17 protein-coding genes are annotated in these 18,545 nt (G+C 72.0%); 12 read left to right on the top strand and 5 right to left on the bottom strand.

Annotated features, from left to right (window positions below):
* Positions 1 to 437 precede the first annotated feature (437 nt).
* The 8 genes from dnaB (at position 438) to JNO44_RS44490 (ending at position 9,789) form a co-directional block, all read left to right on the top strand.
* A complete protein-coding gene (dnaB, locus tag JNO44_RS22465) occupies positions 438 to 1,898 on the top strand; it encodes a replicative DNA helicase (RefSeq protein WP_039634668.1) in 1,461 nt (486 codons plus the stop codon).
* An 83-nt stretch (positions 1,899 to 1,981) separates the two neighbouring features.
* Entirely contained in the window at positions 1,982 to 2,560 is a 579-nt protein-coding gene (locus JNO44_RS22470; protein ID WP_205365832.1) for a TetR/AcrR family transcriptional regulator, read from the top strand.
* 88 nt (positions 2,561 to 2,648) lie between these two features.
* A complete protein-coding gene (locus JNO44_RS22475) occupies positions 2,649 to 3,431 on the top strand; it encodes an oxidoreductase (RefSeq protein WP_205365833.1) in 783 nt (260 codons plus the stop codon).
* 131 nt (positions 3,432 to 3,562) lie between these two features.
* Positions 3,563 to 4,720, top strand: a complete 1,158-nt coding sequence (locus JNO44_RS22480) for a MerR family transcriptional regulator (protein ID WP_205365834.1) — start codon at positions 3,563 to 3,565, stop codon at positions 4,718 to 4,720.
* 106 nt (positions 4,721 to 4,826) lie between these two features.
* Positions 4,827 to 5,519: a hypothetical protein gene (locus JNO44_RS22485; protein ID WP_205365835.1), complete on the top strand. Its 693-nt coding sequence runs from the start codon at positions 4,827 to 4,829 to the stop codon at positions 5,517 to 5,519.
* A gap of 330 nt (positions 5,520 to 5,849) precedes the next feature.
* A complete protein-coding gene (locus JNO44_RS22490; protein ID WP_205370218.1) occupies positions 5,850 to 7,208 on the top strand; it encodes a serine hydrolase domain-containing protein in 1,359 nt (452 codons plus the stop codon).
* Between the two features lie 180 nt (positions 7,209 to 7,388).
* Complete coding sequence (locus tag JNO44_RS22495) at positions 7,389 to 8,528, top strand: pyridoxal-phosphate-dependent aminotransferase family protein (RefSeq protein WP_205365836.1); 1,140 nt, start codon at positions 7,389 to 7,391, stop codon at positions 8,526 to 8,528.
* Positions 8,529 to 8,988: 460 nt separating this feature from the next.
* Complete coding sequence (locus JNO44_RS44490) at positions 8,989 to 9,789, top strand: TetR/AcrR family transcriptional regulator (RefSeq protein WP_275695762.1); 801 nt, start codon at positions 8,989 to 8,991, stop codon at positions 9,787 to 9,789.
* 15 nt (positions 9,790 to 9,804) lie between these two features.
* On the opposite strand, the gene JNO44_RS22505 is transcribed toward JNO44_RS44490, so the two are convergent.
* Together JNO44_RS22505 and JNO44_RS22510 are read right to left on the bottom strand one after the other, a co-directional pair.
* Entirely contained in the window at positions 9,805 to 10,257 is a 453-nt protein-coding gene (locus tag JNO44_RS22505; protein ID WP_205365837.1) for a GNAT family N-acetyltransferase, read from the bottom strand.
* Positions 10,258 to 10,348: 91 nt separating this feature from the next.
* Positions 10,349 to 10,834, bottom strand: coding sequence for a MarR family winged helix-turn-helix transcriptional regulator (locus JNO44_RS22510; RefSeq protein ID WP_205365838.1), 486 nt, complete (start codon positions 10,832 to 10,834; stop codon positions 10,349 to 10,351).
* Between the two features lie 131 nt (positions 10,835 to 10,965).
* Between JNO44_RS22510 and JNO44_RS22515 the strand changes: the two genes are divergently transcribed.
* Positions 10,966 to 12,186 carry an MFS transporter gene (locus tag JNO44_RS22515; protein ID WP_205365839.1) on the top strand — a complete coding sequence of 407 codons (1,221 nt, stop codon included), beginning with the start codon at positions 10,966 to 10,968 and terminating at the stop codon, positions 12,184 to 12,186.
* Between the two features lie 57 nt (positions 12,187 to 12,243).
* Here JNO44_RS22515 and JNO44_RS22520 read toward each other — a convergent pair whose 3' ends face one another.
* Complete coding sequence (locus JNO44_RS22520; protein ID WP_205365840.1) at positions 12,244 to 12,774, bottom strand: DUF2269 domain-containing protein; 531 nt, start codon at positions 12,772 to 12,774, stop codon at positions 12,244 to 12,246.
* A gap of 151 nt (positions 12,775 to 12,925) precedes the next feature.
* Here JNO44_RS22520 and JNO44_RS22525 point away from each other — a divergent pair, with 151 nt between their 5' ends.
* The 3 genes from JNO44_RS22525 (at position 12,926) to JNO44_RS22535 (ending at position 16,856) form a co-directional block, all read left to right on the top strand.
* The gene (locus JNO44_RS22525; RefSeq protein ID WP_205365841.1) at positions 12,926 to 13,564 is read left to right on the top strand and encodes an HAD family hydrolase; all 639 of its coding nucleotides are present in this window, start codon (positions 12,926 to 12,928) and stop codon (positions 13,562 to 13,564) included.
* Between the two features lie 459 nt (positions 13,565 to 14,023).
* A complete protein-coding gene (locus tag JNO44_RS22530) occupies positions 14,024 to 15,928 on the top strand; it encodes a globin domain-containing protein (protein ID WP_205365842.1) in 1,905 nt (634 codons plus the stop codon).
* 94 nt (positions 15,929 to 16,022) lie between these two features.
* A complete protein-coding gene (locus tag JNO44_RS22535; protein ID WP_205365843.1) occupies positions 16,023 to 16,856 on the top strand; it encodes a pyridoxamine 5'-phosphate oxidase family protein in 834 nt (277 codons plus the stop codon).
* 24 nt (positions 16,857 to 16,880) lie between these two features.
* Here the strand turns inward: JNO44_RS22535 and JNO44_RS22540 are convergent, their stop codons facing one another.
* Both JNO44_RS22540 and JNO44_RS22545 read right to left on the bottom strand, forming a co-directional pair.
* Complete coding sequence (locus JNO44_RS22540) at positions 16,881 to 17,360, bottom strand: NUDIX domain-containing protein (protein WP_067349125.1); 480 nt, start codon at positions 17,358 to 17,360, stop codon at positions 16,881 to 16,883.
* A 54-nt stretch (positions 17,361 to 17,414) separates the two neighbouring features.
* Positions 17,415 to 18,311 (bottom strand): LysR family transcriptional regulator, encoded by an 897-nt coding sequence (locus JNO44_RS22545; protein WP_205365844.1) that lies wholly within the window; start codon positions 18,309 to 18,311, stop codon positions 17,415 to 17,417.
* Positions 18,312 to 18,545 lie beyond the last annotated feature (234 nt).

Below are 18,545 nucleotides of genomic sequence, written 5' to 3' on the forward strand. Positions count from 1 at the left end.
TGCTGTGATCCTTACTTTGTGCTGCGTGGGGGCGCCTTCTGCGTGGCGTTCGCGGCGATCATGAACAGGTTGCCGAAGTTTTTCTCCCCCACAGCCTATGGATGAGAAAAGTGCAGGTCAGATGGGTGTGGGTGGCGTGATTGTGTGCTTGTCCACAGAAGTTTCCCCCAGGCCGTGCACAGGATCTGGGGACTTCTCCACAGCTATCGGCCGGTCATCCACATGGCCTGTGGATAACCAGATTGGCGGACGGTGCGCGCGGGCCTACCGTGGACCGGCGCCCACCGCCCCGTTCCGGCCGTGAGACCTGTCCGAACTCGACGCGCCGTAACCGGAGTCGGGCGTCTCGAATGTCAGGGCTGTGCCGTAGAAAGAACCGCACAGCAAGGTCCGCGTCGCGGACGGGAGGAGGTGCCGGGGTGAGCATTCCCGAGCCCATGGACGACCCCTGGGCGGACTCCGGTCCCAGCGACCTGCTGCCGGCCGCCCGCTCCCGTCGGGGCGAGGGAAAGGGCCGGGGCCGCGGCGACCGCCCGGACCGTGACGACGACGGCGGCGGTTCCTGGGCCGGTGGCTTCGAGCGGGTCCCGCCGCAGGACCTCGACGCCGAGCAGTCCGTGCTCGGCGGCATGCTGCTGTCCAAGGACGCCATCGCGGACGTCGTCGAGGTCCTCAAGGGCGAGGACTTCTACCGTCCCGCCCACGAGCTGGTCTTCCAGGCGATCCTCGACCTCTACGCCAAGGGCGAGCCGGCCGACCCGATCACCATCGCGGCCGAGCTCACCAAGCGCGGTGAGATCGCCCGGGTCGGCGGCGCCTCGTATCTGCACACCCTGGTCCAGTCCGTACCGACGGCCGCCAACGCCGAGTACTACGCCGAGATCGTTCACGAGCGGGCCGTGCTCCGCCGCCTCGTCGAGGCCGGCACCCGGATCACGCAGATGGGATACGCCGCCGACGGCGACGTCGACGAGATCGTCAACAAGGCCCAGGCGGAGATCTACGCCGTCACCGAGCAGCGGACCAGCGAGGACTATCTGCCGCTCGGCGACATCATGGAGGGCGCGCTCGACGAGATCGAGGCGATCGGCTCGCGGCAGGGCCAGATGACGGGCGTGCCGACCGGGTTCACCGATCTCGACGCGCTGACCAACGGTCTGCATCCGGGCCAGATGATCGTGATCGCGGCCCGTCCGGCCATGGGTAAGTCGACGCTCGCGCTGGACTTCGCGCGGGCCTGCTCGATCAAGAACAACCTGCCGAGCGTGATCTTCTCGCTCGAAATGGGGCGCAACGAGATCGCGATGCGTCTGCTGTCAGCGGAGGCGCGGGTGGCGCTGCACCACATGCGTTCCGGCAGCATGACCGACGACGACTGGACGCGGCTGGCGCGCCGCATGCCGGACGTCTCGGCGGCCCCGCTCTACATCGACGATTCGCCGAACCTCTCGATGATGGAGATCCGCGCCAAATGCCGGCGGCTGAAGCAGCGGAACGAGCTGAAGCTGGTCGTCATCGACTACCTGCAGCTGATGCAGTCCGGCGGCTCCAAGCGCGCCGAGAGCCGTCAGCAGGAGGTCTCGGACATGTCCCGTAACCTCAAGCTGCTCGCCAAGGAGCTGGAGCTCCCGGTGATCGCGCTCTCGCAGCTGAACCGTGGCCCCGAGCAGCGTACGGACAAGAAGCCGATGGTCTCCGACCTGCGTGAATCCGGTTCCATCGAGCAGGACGCCGACATGGTCATCCTGCTGCACCGCGAGGACGCCTACGAGAAGGAGTCGCCGCGGGCCGGTGAGGCCGACCTGATCGTGGCGAAGCACCGTAACGGCCCGACGGCGACGATCACCGTGGCGTTCCAGGGCCACTACTCGCGCTTCGTGGACATGGCGCAGACCTGAGCCGAGCGGGGATCTCCTCGTGGGGAGTGCGGGCCCGGTCTATTTTTGACCTCGGAGTCAAGAATGGTGCTACTGTGCTGCGCATGGGAAGGCCGAAGCAGTTCGATCCGGACGCCGCCGTCGAGCAGGCCATGCAGGTGTTCTGGCGCAAGGGGTACGCCGCCACGACGCCGCAGGACCTCGTCGACGCGCTCGGTATCGGCAAGGGCAGTCTCTACAACGCCTTCGGCAGCAAACACGCGCTGTTCGAGCGGGCGTTGGTCCGCTACCGGGACGGCCAGGCGCAGGCCCTGATCGACCTGCTGGAGCAGTCCGGGTCGGTGAAGGACCGGCTGCGCGACGCGTTGCGCCTTCTCGTGGAGCTGGACCTCGGTGATCCGGACCGTCGTGGCTGTCTGGCCGTCAACACCGCGGCGGAGCGCGCGATGACCGACGAGGCCGCGACCGAGCTGGTCCGCCGGATGTTCGACCGGACCGAGGGCGCGTTCCGCGCGCTGATCGAGGAGGGGCAGCGGGCGGGCGAGGTCGCGTCCGGCCGTGATGCCCGGGCGATCGGGAGCCAGTTGTTGGCGACCGCCGTCGGCCTCCGGCTGCTGGCCCGGGTCGCCGAGGGGCCGGACCGGCTCTCCAGGGTGATCGACGCGACCATCGACTCCCTCTGACCCGTTGGGACCTCGGGGTTTCCGCGGGTCTCGCGCTGCCCAAATTTTGTACCCACAGTTCAAGAATTGATGTCAGGATCGGAGTGTCATGCAGCTCAACCTCACCGACAAGACCGCCGTCGTCACCGGTGCCAGCCGCGGCATCGGACTGGCCACCGTCCGGGCGCTGATCGACGAGGGGGTACGGGTCGTCGGAGCGGCCCGCACCCTCACCCCGGAGCTCAAGGAGAGCGGCGCCTTCGCGGTCTCCGCCGACCTGAGCACCGCCGACGGCGTGGCGACCCTGATGGACAGCGCCTTCGCGGAGCTGGGCGGGATCGACCTGCTGGTGAACAACGTCGGCGCCGGGGACGCCGTGGAGCCCGTCGGATTCATGGACACCGATGACGCCCAGTGGGGCGCCATCTTCGACCTCAATCTGCTGAGCGCGGTCCGTGCCGCCCGCGCCGCGCTGCCCAGCCTGATCGAGCGCCGTGGCGCGATCGTCAACGTCTCCTCCATCAACTCCCGGCTGCCCGCGGCCGGTCCGGTCGCCTACAGCGCGGCCAAGGCGGCCCTGGCCGCGGTCGGGAAGTCGCTGGCCGAGGAGTTCGGGCCGCGGGGCGTACGCGTGAACACCGTCTCGCCGGGCGTCGTGCGGACGGCCATCTGGGAGGACCCGGAGAGCTTCGGCGGCAAGGTGGCGGCGAACGCCGGTGCGGAGCACGCGGCGTTCCTCCGGCAGCTCCCGGAGGCGTTCGCGATCACCAGCGGGCGGATCACCGAACCGCGGGAGGTGGCGGCGCTGATCACCTTCCTGCTCTCCGACGTGGCCGGGAACATCACAGGCGCGGACTACGTCATCGACGGTGGCACGATCAAGACGCTCTGACGCGGAGACGAGCGGGACGGGTCCGGCGGGCGCTCGACCGGCTGCTGGCGCGGCCGGGGACGGGCCCGAACGGTGCGCCGGGGCGCGGCCGGTTTGACCTTCAGGTTGGTCGAAGCCCCAGAATCGCCGCCATGGACGACGACGGGGAACTCCTGGGCATCGGCGCGTTCGCCCGGCGGGTGGGACTGACGCCGAGCGCGCTGCGCTTCTACGACGACTGCGGGGTGCTGCGGCCGGACCGGGTGGACGCTGCCACGGGGTACCGGCGCTATGCGGCCCGGCAGGTGGCGCGGGCGGCACAGCTGCGGCAACTGCGGGCGGCGGGGCTGCCGTTGGTGGACGTCGAGACCGTGCTCGACGGTCCCGAGGACGCGGCCCGGAACGTGCTGCGGGCCCACCTGGAGCGGACCCGGCGGGCGGCGGACGAGGCACGGGCCGTGGCGGAGGGCTTTCTGTACGAGACGCCCGAGGGGCCGGTGTCTCGCGTCGGTGCGGCGCGGGCTCGGGTGGACGGGCCGGAGCTCGCCAGCGCGGTGCGGCAGGTGGCGCCCGCGGCGGCGGTCGGTGCGGCGGCGGAGGAGTTCCCGGTGCTGGGGTCCGTGCTGCTCGAACTCGCCGACGGAGAGGTGCGGTTGGTGGCCACCGACCGCTATCGGCTGGCGGTGCGCGGGCTGCGACCGGAGGTCTTCGAGGGCGGACCGCGGCGGGTGCTGATCGCGGTGGATGCCGCGCGCCGGATGGCGGAGTGGGCGGTGCGGCAGCGGGCGGTCGAGGTGGAGTGTCCGGCCGTGGTGGACGCTTCCGGAGTCGCGCGGGTGCGGTTGTGGAGCGGGGCGGAGCCCTGGGAGCCGGGGGCCCCGGGCACGGGGGCCGCCGGAGTGGGCGAGCCGGGGGAGTTCCCGGACTACCGGCTGATGTTGACGGGGCTGGCTGATGCGCGGCACCGGGTGATCGTGGACCGGGCAGGGCTGCGGGACGCGGTGGCGGACCGGGGCGGGGCTGTGGTGTCGCTGGCGTTCGGGGCGGTCGTGGCGCCGGTTGCGGAGGGTGCCACGGACGGGGCGCTGGAGGTGTCGGGCGGGGAGCCCGACGCGGTCCGGCTGCCCGCGGTCCGCATCGGGCCCGGGCTGCGGATCGCCTTCGACCCGGCGGTCCTGGTGCCGGTGTTGGAGGCCGGGGTGGGGCCCGATGTGTTGCTGGAGATCGCGTCGGCGGACCAACCCGTCGTCGTCCGGTCCGCGGACCAGGGGAGTTTCACGGCGGTGGTGATGCCGGTGCGGGGCCGTTGAGGGAGAGCGGCGAGGGCTGGCGGCCGGAGCGGAACGGTGCGGAAACGGAGACGGTACGGGCCCCGGACGGCGGGTGCGGCCGATGGTCGGGAGGGGAAGCGAGCGGATGGATCCGGAGCTGCCGGTGGTGCGGCTGTGCGTGGCGGGCATGCAGGCCGAGGCGGAGGGGCGGGCGGAGGCGGCGCGGGACCTCTTCCAACAGGCGTGGGACGGTGCCCGCGACGACTACGAGGCATGCATCGCCGCGCACTACCTCGCGCGGCATCAGGACTCGCCCGCGGAGACGCTGCGCTGGAACCAGGAGTGCCTGGACCGTGCCGACCGGGTCGGCGACGAGCGGGTACGGGACTTCTATCCGTCGCTGTACGTCAACATCGGGAACGCGCATCGGGAACTCGGTCAACTCGCCGTGTCCCACCGGTACTTCGTGCGGGCGGCGGAGCGGGCGGCCGTTGCGCCTGAGGGGCAGTACGGCGACTGGAACCGCTTCGCGATCGCGGAGGGACTGCGGGACACCGCGGACGCGGCGGCTGCCGAAGGGGACGAGGAGGCCGGTGCGCGAGGGGGCGTCGCGGAGGGCGTCGAGCGGCCGGTCCGGGAGCTGTTCTTGCGGTGGTGCGAGCGGGGCGACCTCAAGGCGCTGGGGCTGATGCTCCCGGCGTATCTGGGATATCTGGGGACGGACGAGGACCGGGTGCGTCTGCGGAGTGCGCTGCACATGGTGCACGCGGCGCGCTGGCTTCCCGAGGGCGAACAGAGCCTGCTGGAGGAGGCGATGGGGGCGTTCGCCGTGCGATGACGCGTGGAGGTTTCACGTGAAACGCCGGGGCCGCGGCGTGCGGATGTTTCACGTGAAACGGCGGCCCGGTGACGCGTGGCTGTTTCACGTGAAACAGGGAGGTGCCGGGGGCGGCGGTCAGGGCAGGATGGCGGCGCGGTGGGTAGTCGCTCGCCGCAGGCGCGGGCCCGCTGAGCCGGTCCTGCTGGGTGAGAAGTCTTGTTGAGGAGCGTCATGACGGTGGTGGAGTCCGCGCAGTCGCAGGAGCCCGAGTCGTGTGAGGGAGGGGCGCGTGAGGTGGTCCCGCGCGGCGGTGCCATCGTCGATTCGGCCGAGGCGTATGCGGAGTTGATGCCGCAGACGCGGCGGGCGTTGCTGCGACGGCTGGCGATCGCGCAGGCCGAGGGGCGGGCGCCGTCGATGATGGGTGCGGTGGTCCGCGGTGGCCAGGTGGTCTGGACGGGTGCCCGGAGCGCGGTGGACGGTGAGGTGCCGCACGGCGATGTGCAGTACCGGATCGGCTCGCTGACCAAGAACTTCGTGGCCGTGCTCGTGCTCCGGCTGCGGGACGAGGGGCTGTTGCGGCTGGACGACCCCATCGGGACCCATCTGAAGGACGTCCCGGTGCCCGAGGCGACGATCGCCCAACTTCTGTCGCACAGCGCGGGATTGGCGGCCGAATCCCGTGGTCCGTGGTGGGAACGGACCGCCGGCGAACTGCGGCCCGAGCCCGCCGATCTGTTCGGCGAGCGGTCGCGGCTGCACCCGGCGGGGCGGCGGCACCACTACTCCAACCCCGGGTACGCCGTGCTCGGGGCGCTGGTCGAGCGGCTGCGGGACGGGACGCCGTGGGGCGAGGTGCTGCGCCGTGAGGTGCTGGAGCCGCTGGGTATGGCCCGCACGACGCTCCGGCCGGAGATGCCGCATGCGGGCGGCTGGGCGGTCCATCCCTGGGCCGATGTGGTGCTGCCGGAGCCGGCGCACGACACCGGGCTGATGGGCCCGGCCGGGCAGTTGTGGTCAACGACTGAAGACCTGTGCCGGTGGGCGGCGTTCCTGTTGCGGGGCGACGAACGGGTGCTGAGTGCGGCGAGCTTGGCCGAGATGCGGACCCCCGCGGTGCCGCCGGAGGGCGACGGCTGGGACGCGGGCTACGGCCTGGGTACCCAGCTCGTCCGGCGGAGCGGGCGCCGGTTGGCCGGGCACACCGGGTCGATGCCGGGGTTCCTGGCGGTGCTGTGGGTCGATCCGGAGGAGGACACCGCGGCACTTGCGCTGGCGAACTGCACCTCGGGCATCCCGATCGGCACGGTGGCGGCCGACCTCCTGCAGATCGTCGCGCACCACGAACCGCGGATCCCGGAGCCGTGGCGCCCGCTGCCGGGCGCGGTGGACGAGGACCTGCTGGCCCTGACCGGGCCCTGGTACTGGGGCGCGAACCCGTTCGCGCTGCGGCTGACGGGTTCCCGCGGGCTGGAGTTGGTCACGCTGTCCGGCGTGGGGCGCACCTCGCGCTTCCGCGCCGAGGCCGATGGCACCTGGACCGGGCTGGACGGGTACTACGCGGGCGAGACCTTGAGGGTGGAGCGGGCACCGGACGGTACGGTCACCCACCTCGACCTGGGGACCTTCGTCTTCACGCGTGGGCCCTACGAGCCCGCCGGGCCGGTGCCGGGCGGCGTGGACCCCGAAGGTTGGCGGGGCGTCTGACCCGGCGAGGGGTGCGGAGCGGGCGCGGGGCCGGGCGGCCGGTTCCGCGCCCGCGGGTGAGCCGAGGGTCCGAGGCAGCGGCCCGGGCCCGTACGGCGGGCACTCTCCGGGCGGACGTACAGTCGAGCGAGATGTCAGGAGCCGCCGCAGTGCGCGGCTCGCTACCGCTGGAAGGCCACTGTGACTGCCGTGACTGCGAATGTCGACGCCCCGGTCCTGCTCGATCTGCCTCCGCTCGACGCCGCCCGTTTCGCGCGGATCGAGGACAAGGTCGCGGCGCTGATGCGCACCCGCTGCGATGTCGTCGCGACGCAGGGCGAGGCGCTGCTGCCCCTGGAGGCATGCATCCGCTCGGCCGTGCGGCCCGGCAGCACCGCCCTCAACATCATCACCGGCCCCTACGGCGAGACCTTCGGCGGCTGGCTGCGCTCCTGTGGCGCGGAGGTGGTCACCCTCAGCGCGCCCTTCACCGGCGCGGTCACCGCCGAGCAGGTGGCGGACGCCCTGCGGGAGCGCCCCGAGATCGACTTCGTGAGCCTGGTGCACGCCGAGGCGGCGACCGGCAACACCAACCCCGTCGCCGAGATCGGTGCGGTGGTGCGTGCGCATGGGGCGCTGCTGATGCTCGACGCGGTCGCCTCGGTGGGTGCCGAGCCGCTGCTCACCGACGAGTGGGGAGTGGATCTGTGCGTGATCGGCGGTCAGAAGGCGCTGGCCGGGCCGGCCGGGGTCTCCGCGGTGTCGGTCAGCGCCCGCGCCTGGGAGCGCATCGCGGCCAATGAGCAGGCGCCGCGCCGCTCGTACCTCTCGCTGCTGGACTGGAAGGAGCGCTGGATCGACGCCGGGCGCACCGCCCTGCCGCACGCCCCGGCGCAGTTGGAGATGCTGGCGCTGGAACAGGCCGTGGACCGGATCGAGGCGGAAGGGTTGGACCGCGTCATCGCCCGTCACCGGGCCGCTGCCGCGGCCGTCCGGGCGGGTGTCGCGGTGCTCGGCGGGCCGGTGCCCTATGTGATCCGGGACGAGCACGCGGCGCCGGCCGCCACCACGCTCCGCGCGCCGGCAGGGGTGGACGCCCGTGAGGTGGTCGCCGCCGCGATCGCCGCCGACGGCGCGGTTCCGGTGCAGGCCGCCGCCGGTGCCCTGGCGGCGGAGATGATCCGGGTGAACCACTACGGGCAGGCCGCGGACCGCGCGGTGGTGCTTGCCTCGTTGGCGGCGCTGGCGACCGGCTTGCGGGCGCTGGGGGTGGAGGTCGACGAGGACGCGGCGGCCGGCGCGGCAGGCGCGGCATGGGATGAGGTCATCGCCGCGGCCTGAGCCGTGCGGTTCTGCTGACTGCTGACCCGTCGGGCGCCTTCTCGGCCGTCGGACGCGCCCTCGACAGGAGGGCCCCGGGTGTGGTCTGTTTCACGTGAAACAGACCACACCCTTTTTGCTGCCCGTGCCCGTGCCCGTGCCCACCGCTCGCGCTCCGCGCTCCGCGCCCCGCGTCCAGCTCCAGGTCCCCAGCCCAGCTCTCGGCCACCAGCTCGTCGTCTCCGGTCTCGTCGTCTCCGCCTCGTCGTCCCGCGTCGCAGCCGCCGCCTCCTTCGCCTCGTCTCCGCGTCGCGGCAGCCGCCTCCTCTTCCTGTCGTCCCGTTCCCCGGTCCCGGCCCGGTGGTCCTTCCTCCGCGTGCCGATCCGCACGCATGTTTTAACGCCCTCGTAGAATCGGAACGCTCAGCCCGGTTGTCCCTCCGGGTGTGGAACGCGGAGGAGCAGGGTGGTATCAGGAGGCGTGCGGAGTGCGGACGGCCGACCGGTGGTCGCCCGCGCGGATGCCCGGCGGAATCGTGCGCTGGTGCTCCAGGCGGCCCGATCCGCCTTCGAGGAACGGGGGTTGGCGGTCCCGCTCGACGAGATCGCCCGACGGGCCGGGGTCGGTGCGGGGACCGTCTACCGTCACTTCCCCTCCAAAGAAGCCCTGTTCAGGGAAGCGGTCAAGGACCGGATGTGGCTGTTCGCCGATGCCGCGGGGGACTTGGTCGACGCGGACGACCCCGGCGGGGTGTTCTTCCGCTTCCTGGCGTCGGTGGTGCGGCTGGCCGCCCCGAACCGGGCGCTGTGCGAGGTGTTGGAGGTGGCCGGGGAGGGCGGCCCGGCACCGGCGGACGAGGGGCCGGCGGGTCCGGATCTGGAGTTCCTGGTGGCCCTCGGCGTGCTGCTGTCCAGGGCCCAACAGGCGGGCGCGGTACGGGCGGACGTCGATCTGGACGACGTCCGCACGCTGCTGGCCGGGTGTCTGGCGATGGAACGCCGGCGGTCGGGCGGGCGGGGCCCGGCGGGGCCGGACCCGGCGCCCGACGCGGCGCCGATGGGCCGGATGACGGCGCTGATGCTCGACGGGCTGCGCGCCGACCGGTCCGTAACGGAACTGCCGGTTGCCGCGCCGATGCGTCACGAAACCCGGTGTCCGGTGTGCGGTGCGGCGCTCGTGGTGGCGCGCACCGGACGGCCCGCGCGGTACTGCGGCGGGACCTGTCGGCAGAAGGCCCACCGGGCGCGGGCGCGTCGTACCGCTCCCCCGGACCGCGGCTGACCGCCTTCCGGCCGGTCAGAGTTGGCGCTTGAAGCCCAGGTGGGACGCCTCGAAGCCGAGGCGCTCGTAGAAGCGGTGCGCGTCGAGGCGGGTGGCGTCGGAGGTGAGCTGGACGAGCTGGCAGCCGAGGCGGCGGGACTCCGCGACCGCCCACTCGATGAGCTCGGTGCCCAGGCCGGAGCCGCGCTCGTCGGCGTGGATCCGCACCGCTTCGATGATCGTGCGGGTGGCGCCGCGCCGGGAGAGGCCGGGGATCACGGTGAGCTGGAGCGTGCCGATCACGCGACCGTCCCGCTCGGCGACGACCAGGTGCTGTTTCGGGTCGGCGTCCAGCGTGGCGAACGCGGTGCGGTAGGGCGCGAGGTCGTCGGGGGACTCGCGGCCGGCGCCCAGGGGGTCGTCGGCGAGCATCGCGACGATGGCCGGCAGGTCGGCTTCGGCGGCGCGTCGTATCTCAAGGTCGCTCATGGGCGTGACCCTATGCCGCGGCTTCGGGTCGGCCCAGGACATCGGCTGGGTGCTGCCCGGCGCCCCTACGAGTATGGGGTGGTCTGTCCCGCTACGCGGAGGCGCCCAGCGTCTCGACCGCCGTCACCAGCGGTGCCAGCTCGGGGCGCTGCGCGGCGTCCTGGAGGGACTCGCGCAGGGCGGTGTCGTGGGTGGGCCGGGCCTCTTCGAGGAGGCGCAGCCCGTCGGGCGTGACGTCGGTGTAGATACCGCGCCGGTCGTCGCGGCACAGGTAGCGGGAGAGCAGCCCGCGCTCCTCCAGCCGGGTGACCAGTCGGGTGGTGGCGCTCTGGCTGAGCACGACCGAGTCGGCGACCTGGTGCATCCGCAGGTGGCCGCCCGGTCCGTCGTGCTGCTCGCTGAGGACGTTGAGGACCGAGAACTCCCGGACGCTGAGGTCGTGCTGGGCCTGGAGGGCGCGCTCGATGTGCGACTCGATGCGGCCGTGCAGGGCGGAGAGCGCGCACCAGCCCTGGGCGAGGCTCCCGGAGGTGGTGCCCTGCGTCGTCGTGGCCGTCTCCTGTGTCCGCTGCGCCATCGCAGACCTCCTCATCCGTCGTGGGACCAGGATATGGCACATCTAAAATATAAGGCTCTTGCAAGTAAAGTCGTCTGCAATTAATGTGTGCGCTGGTTAGGGATGGATGCAATCAATTGGAAGGATCCGTCATGCCTCTCGCTCTCCTGGCGCTCACCATTGGCGCCTTCGGGATCGGCACGACCGAGTTCGCGGTCATGGGCCTGCTGCCCGACATGGCGGCCGACTTCGGTGTCTCCATTCCGCTCGCCGGCTACGCGACCACCGTCTACGCCCTCGGGGTGGTGGTCGGCGCGCCCCTGATGACCGTGCTCGGCACCCGCTTCACCCGGAAGCAGATGCTGATGCTGCTGATGGGCCTGTTCGTCGTGGGCAACCTGCTCACCGGTCTCGCGCCCACCTTCGGGCTGATGCTCGCCGGCCGGGTCGTCGCGGCGTTCACGCACGGCGCGTTCTTCGGCATCGGCTCGCTGGTGGCCGCCGACCTCGTCGCCCCGGAGAAGCGGGCCGCCGCGATCTCGCTGATGTTCAGCGGCCTGACCGTGGCCAACGTCGTGGGTGTGCCGGTCGGCACCCTGCTCAGCCAGCAGTTCGGCTGGCGCACCACCTTCTACGCGATCGCCGTGCTCGGCGTGCTGGGGCTGCTGGGCATCGTCAAGCTGGTCCCGGCGCAGCGGGCCAGGGCGGCCGCCCGGATCGGCAGCGAGCTGGCGGTCTTCCGCAACCCGCAGGTCGGCCTGGCGATGCTGATGACCGTCCTCGGCTTCGGCGGGGTCTTCGCGGCCGTCACCTACCTCGCCTCGACGATGACCGAGGTCACCGGGTTCGCACCGTCCTCCGTGATCTGGCTGACCGCGGTCTTCGGGCTCGGGCTGGTCGGCGGCAACCTCGTCTCCGGCCGGTTCACCGACCGCGCCATGATGCCGATGCTGTACGCGTCCCTGACCGGGCTGGCGGTGGTGCTGGCCGCGTTCACCTACACCGCGCACCACAAGATCGCCGCGCTCGTCACCGTCGCGCTGATCGGTTTCTTCGGCTTCGCGACCGTGCCGCCGCTCCAGAAGCGGGTGCTCGACCACGCGGCGGCCGCCCCCACCCTGGCCTCGGCCGGCAACATCGCGGCCTTCAACCTCGGCAACGCGCTGGCCTCATGGCTCGGTGGCCTGGTGATCTCGGCCGGTCTGGGCCTGACCGCGACCAACTGGGTGGGCGCGCTGATGACCGTCGCGGCGCTGGGCGTGGCGGTGCTGGCCTCCTACCTGGAGCGCCGGCAGCGGGGCGGTGGACGGGTGGTGGCCGCGGGCGGCCCGGCCGTGACCGCCGACGAGACCGTTCCGGTGGCGCGGAGCTGAGCGTTCCGGTCGCCCGACCCGGTAGGCCGCACGGCAGCGGCCCGCCCTCAGGGCCGCTCAGGACGGGGCGCACACCCGCTCCCGGTTCCCGGCCGACCGTGCCCCGCGCGGTCGGCCGCCGCGTCGGGTGCGTCCCCACGGCTTGAGGACCGAGATGGCGGTGAGGAAGAGGTAGAGCGCGGAGGCGACCGCCGGTGCGACCAGGACGCCGGGATCGGGCGCCGGACGACCGGCAGCGGCCGCCGCGGCGAGGCCGGCGATGCCGGGACGGAGCGCGAGCAGCGTCAGCCCGACGGCCAGGAGCGTCGACCAGAACTTGGTGAGGACCCAGCGGTACCGGACCAGCCCCCAGTGGGTACCGAGGGAGAGCGCGACACCGCTGGCCAGTGAGGCCGCCGCCACCGGGAGCACCAGGAAGTCCGTGAGGACCCCCATCGCCCGGTAGGCGGCCACGGCGGTCTCCGCGGAGCCGGCCGTGAAGCCGGCGATGCGGAGGGTGAGGAGTCCGGCGGTGAGCCCCAGCCAGCTGACGGACACGGCGACGTGGACGACGAGGAGGGCCCGGCGGACGGGCCGGCTGAGCTGCATGCCTCCACGGTGGCGGGCGGCGCCCGGCCGGGCATCTGACGACGGGAGTATTCGCGCCTACGCGGCGGCGAGTACGGGCCGCGGAGAACCGCCGCCCACGTGTTCGCCGCCCGCCCCACCGGGCCCACGGGACAGGCCCTAGGCTCCGCTCATGAGCAAGCTGCATCTGTTCGACATGGACGGAACTCTGCTCCATGGCTCCGCGGCCGCCGTCGAGATCTCCCGGCAGCTGGGGCTGGACCGGGAGATCGCCGAGTTGGAGCGGGCCTTCGCGGCCGGAGAGCTGACCCCGGCCGGCTTCGCGCAGCGGGCCTGCGTGCTCTGGGCCGCCGTCGACCTGACCGACGATCAGGTGCAGGCGGCCTTCGAGGGCGCGCCGTGGATGGACGGCATCCGGGACGTGTGGGCCGACATCCGGGCGCGTGGCGAGCGATGTGCCGTGATTTCTCTCTCGCCGGGATTCTTCGTCGAACGGCTGCTGGCGTGGGGTGTCGACACCGCGCACGGCTCCCGATGGCCCGCGGTGCCGCTCCGGGAACCGCTGGAACCGTCCGGCATCCTCTCGTCGTCGGCGAAGGTGCGGATCACGGACGACCTCTGCGCGCGGTACGGGCTGACCCGGGGCGACTGCGTGGCGTACGGCGACTCCATGTCGGACGCCGAACTCTTCGCGGTGGTAACGGAGTCGGTGGCGGTGAATGCGGATCACCATGTCAGTGACCTGGCCACATATGCGTACACGGGACGTGATCTGCGCGAGGCTTACGAACTGGTGCGTACCGGCGAGTAATTCGATGGGCCACGTGCTTTCCCCGGTGGATTCGTCCGCTGTGGGCACGGAAATTGCGGTCTGTGGGGAGGATCACTGCTATTGGCGGGGCCGCGCCGAGTGTTCCCAGATCGGGGCTTGTGGTTTCAACTACTGCCGGTATGGTCGAGTCCGGCTTGGCGGGGGTGAGGGGCTCCGTGGGCTCGTGGACAGCCGGGCAAAGCTCGTCAGCCTAGCGGGGAAGCGGCCCGTGGTACCCGGACTTCCCGCTGTTCGTCCGGTGTTGTGGGGTTGGGTGGCATGCTGACGGGATGGCATCTGCACCACTTGTCGCAAGGAAGTGAGACGTGTCCGCTTTAAGGGTTGTTGCCGGAATCGCTTGAGTCGATTAAGAATTCCGGGCAGGACGGGGGAATTGCGGGCAGTTCCAGTCAGTGGAACGGCAAAGACAACCGAAAGACGTTCGAGGCGAGGCAGACCATGGACGCTCCGACCACCACGTCGGCCGATAGCGGCTCTTCTGGCGGCAGCAGTGGCGATTGGGGTTGGTTCACTCCGCCGGCGAAAAAATCTTCCGGAGATCAACAGGACCGGAACAACAACCAGGATGGGCGGCAAGCGCCACGGGCCGACCGTGACGAGCCGGGCGAACGCGCCGAAAGGGAACGGATACCCAGCCGTCCCGTCAACCCGATACGGCCGGTGGGCACCGCCGCCGAGCGGGAGACCGAGCCGGAGCCGCAGCGGGTGCCGCGACAGGGTCCGCAGCCGGGGTGGGAGACGGGACAGCAGCCCGGCCCCGCCACCACCGGCGCTCCCGTCGAGCGGCCCGAACCCGCCGCCCCGCGCCCCGTGGTCGAGCCGGAACCGGTCCACGAGCCCGCCGCGCGGACCCCGTTCGACGCCTTCGGCTTCGTCGACCCGCGCACGGCGACGGCCGGCTACGCTGCCTCTGCCCCGATGGCCCCGATGGCCCCTCCGGCCCCCGTGGCCCCTCCGGTCCAGGCGGCTCCTGCGGCTCCTGCGGCTCCTGTAGCCCCGCCGGCCCCGCCTGCCCCCGCAGCTCCTTCCAGGCCCCCTGCTCCTCCCGCGCCTCCCGCGCCCTCGGCCCCTGAGGGCTCTCCGGCCCCCGCCGCTCCGTCCGCCCCCGCGGCCTCCCCCGCGCCATCCCCACCTCCGGCACCACCCGCCGCGGAACCCTCCCTGGCCACGTTGCAGGCCACCGGCTCGTCCGACGAGGGGGCCTCTCCCGACGCGGTCCTCATCCGGCGCACCATGGCCGAGATCGAGCCCGTGGCCGACAAGGTCACCTCGTACTTCTACGCGCTGCTGTTCGTCCAGCACCCCGATCTGCGGGCGCTGTTCCCCGCCTCGATGGACGCCCAGCGCGACCGGCTCTTCAAGGCGCTGCTCACCGCCGCCCAGCACGTCGACAACGCCGAGGTGCTCACCCAGTACCTCTCGCAACTCGGCCGCGGGCACCGCAAGTACGGCACCCAGCCCGACCACTACCCGGCAGTCGGTATGTGCCTGTTGAGTGCGCTGTCTCGTTATGCCACGTCCAGTTGGAGCCAGGAGACCGAGGACGCGTGGGTGCGCGCGTACACCGCGATCTCCCAGATCATGATCGACGCGGCGGCCGAGAACGAGGCCGTCGCCCCGGCCTGGTGGCAGGCCGAGGTCGTCGCGCACGAGCTGCGCACCCCCGACACCGCGGTGGTGACGGTCCGCCCGGACCAGCCGTACCCGTTCCTCGCCGGGCAGTACACCAGCCTGGAAACCCCCTGGTGGCCGCGGGTCTGGCGGCACTACTCCTTCGCCTCGGCGCCGCGCTCCGACGGCCTGCTCTCGTTCCATGTGAAGGCGGTGCCGGCCGGCTGGGTCTCCAACGCGCTGGTGCATCGCGCCCGGCCCGGCGACGTCCTGCGGCTCGGTGGGCCGGCCGGCTCGATGACCGTCGACCACTCCGCCGGCAACGGCCTGCTGTGCGTCGGCGGTGGCACCGGCATCGCACCCATCAAGGCACTGATCGAGGACATCGCGGGCCACGGTTCCCGGCGCCCGGTGGACGTCTTCTACGGCGCGCGCAGCGACCACGAGCTCTACGACATCGACACCATGCTGCGGCTGGAGCAGACCCACCCCTGGCTGACCGTCCGCCCGGTCGTCGCCATCGGGCCGGGCACCCGGGGCGGCCCCGCCACGGTCACCGGCCAACTCCCCGACGCGGTCCGGAAGTACGGCCCGTACCGGGAATACGACGCGTACCTGTCGGGTCCGCCGGGACTGATCCGCAGCGGTGTGGAGGCACTGGTGGGGGTCGGCGTCCGGGCCGAGCGGATACGGCACGACTCCATCGAAGAGCTGGTATCGACGGGAGACTGAGGTCTTGGCAGTTGACGGGGAACACGGCCGGGCGAAGGAGGGACGGGGTTTTCGCCTGCCGGTGGAGCGGCCCGGGAGCGATGGTGAGCACCTGGTGCAGCAGAGACTCGGGACGACCGCGCGTGCCGACCGCTTCTACGCGGACCAGGTCCTGGACCACCTCAACGTGCGGATGCAGGAGTTCGTCGCCCGCCAGGAGATGTTCTTCCTGGCCACGGCGGATCGGCACGGCGAGTGCGACTCCACCTTCCGCGCCGGGCCGCCCGGATTCGTGCAGGTGCTGGACGACCGGCTGCTGGCGTACCCGGAGTACCGCGGCAACGGCGTGATGGCCTCCATCGGCAACATCTCGGAGAACCCGCGACTGGCCATCCTCATGATCGACTTCACCCGCGACCGGATCGGGCTGCACGTCAACGGCCGGGCCCGGGTCGTGCTCGACGAGGAGATGCGGGCCTGCTACCCGGGCCTGCCGGTGGACCCGGTCCCCGGGCGGCGGGCGCAGCTGTGGGTGACGGTCGAGGTCGAGGAGGCGTACATCCACTGCGCCAAGCACATTCCGCATCTGCAGAAGGTCCCGGCGAAGGAACGCGGCGCCCGGGCCTGGGGCACCGACGACGTCAGGCGCAAGGGCGGCGACTTCTTCGGGGCCGCCGCCGAAGCGGAGCAGCGGCCGCTGTTCCGGCGTCCGCAGCGCGCCAACGAGCATCTGCGCGGCGGGCTGCACGAGGACGCGCCGGAGCACGGGTACGGGGCCGAACCGGCGGCCCTGCCCGGCCCGCGGAGCCCCCTGCGGGGCGGCCTGGCCGCGGAGCTGAACGGGGAGTTCCTCGACCGGGTCGAGCAGGTGCTGGCGCGCGCCCAGCCGCGCCGCCCCGCCGAGGACGCCCCGGAGTTCCGCGGCTGGTTCGACCGGCGCGGCGGCTGACCCGGAGCGCGGTCGGGGCGGGCCCTAGCCCAGATCGGGGGCGTGCATCGCGCGCACGCCCTCGATGTTGCCGTCCAGGTAGTGCCGCAGGGACAGCGGGACGACCTCGACCGAGGCGATCCCGACCCGGGTGAAGGGCACCCGCACGATCTCGTACTCGCCGCACGGCTCCTCGACCTCGGGGCCGTGCCGGCGGGACGGATCCATCGAGTCCAGCCGGCAGACGAAGAAGTGCTGCACCTTGACGCCGTCCACGCCGCCGTCGGTGATGTGCTCGACGGTGTCGACGAAGACCGGCACCACATCGGTGACCTTGGCGCCCAGCTCCTCGTCCAGTTCACGGTGGAGGGCCTCGATGACCGTGGCGTCCCCGGGCTCCACGCCGCCGCCCGGAGTGATCCAGTACGGGGCTCGACCCGGCTTGGTGCGCTTGATCAGTACGAGATCCGCTCCGTCGAGCAGAATCGCGCGGGCGGTGCGTTTGACGACTGGCCGTACGGTCATAGGGGACAGATGCCGCGGTCACGGCCTGGTGAAACCCCTGTCCCAGCGCTTACGTCACCAGTGCGCCGCGGTGCGCAGCAGCCACTCGTGCGCCCGCGCGATGTGCGGTAGCCCCAGGGTCCCGGTCCGTACGGCCAGGAAGTAGGTGCGCAGCGGGGGCACCGGTGGGTCGAGGAGGGCGACCACCGCGCCGCTGGCCAGCGCCTCGGCGCACAGATAGCGGGGCAGGACGGCCAGTCCCGCGCCCGCCGTGACGCAGGACAGCACCGCCCGCAGGTCGCCGGCGACGACCGCGGCGGAGGCGGTGGGCTTGGCGTCGAAGACGGCGGCCCAATAGCGGGCGATCAGCGGCAGGCTCTCGTGGACCTCGACCAGCGGGACCGGGTCCAGCGCGCGGATGCCGCGGGCCTGCAGGACGTCGGGGTCGCCCAGCCGGACCGCCCAGTGGGGCGCGGCGACCAGCACGTGTTCCTCGTCGCACAGCGGGGTGGCGGTGAGCAGCCCGCCGCGCGGCCTGGTGGTGGTGACCGTCAGGTCGTGGTGGCCGGCGGCCAGGCCGTTCAGCAGCTCGTCGGCGTCGCCGAAGGCGGTGCGTATGGACAGGCCCTGGGTGATGAGCGGGCTCAGGGCCGGTAACGCGCGCTCGGCGGTGAACTCCGGTGGGCCGCCGAGGTGGAGCGTGCGGGTGGGGGAGTCCTGGTCCAGCCCGGCCTCGGTGATCTCGGTGAGGGCGTCGAGGTGCGGCGCGGCCTTGTGGGCGAGTTCGTCGCCGAAGGTGGTGGCGGTGACGCCACGGGCGCAGCGGACGAAGAGGGGGCGGCCCAACCGGCGTTCCAGCGTGCGAATTTGGCTGGTCACCGCGGGCTGGGAGAGTCCGAGCAGCGCGGCGGCCCGGGTGAACGAGCCGGCCCGGTGGACCGTCACGAAGGTACGCAGCAGTGCCAGATCCATCGCGTACCTCCTGCGCCCCTCGGAAGCCTGGTCGCGGGCCAACTATAAATTTGTCGATAGGGCTGTGTCGCTAGCGTGATTGGACACTGACGCTCAGTCAACTAGCCTTGTTGAAGCGGTTCGTTTCACGTGAAACATCGGTCTGTGAGACGTCCGGACCGGACTCACGGGAACCGCCGGCCGGCAGGGTGACGAGGGGGGATACCCTGCCGGCCGATTCAGCGCCGTAGCGCC

This window comes from Streptomyces noursei (assembly GCF_016917755.1).
Taxonomy (GTDB): Bacteria; Actinomycetota; Actinomycetes; order Streptomycetales; family Streptomycetaceae; genus Streptomyces; species Streptomyces yunnanensis.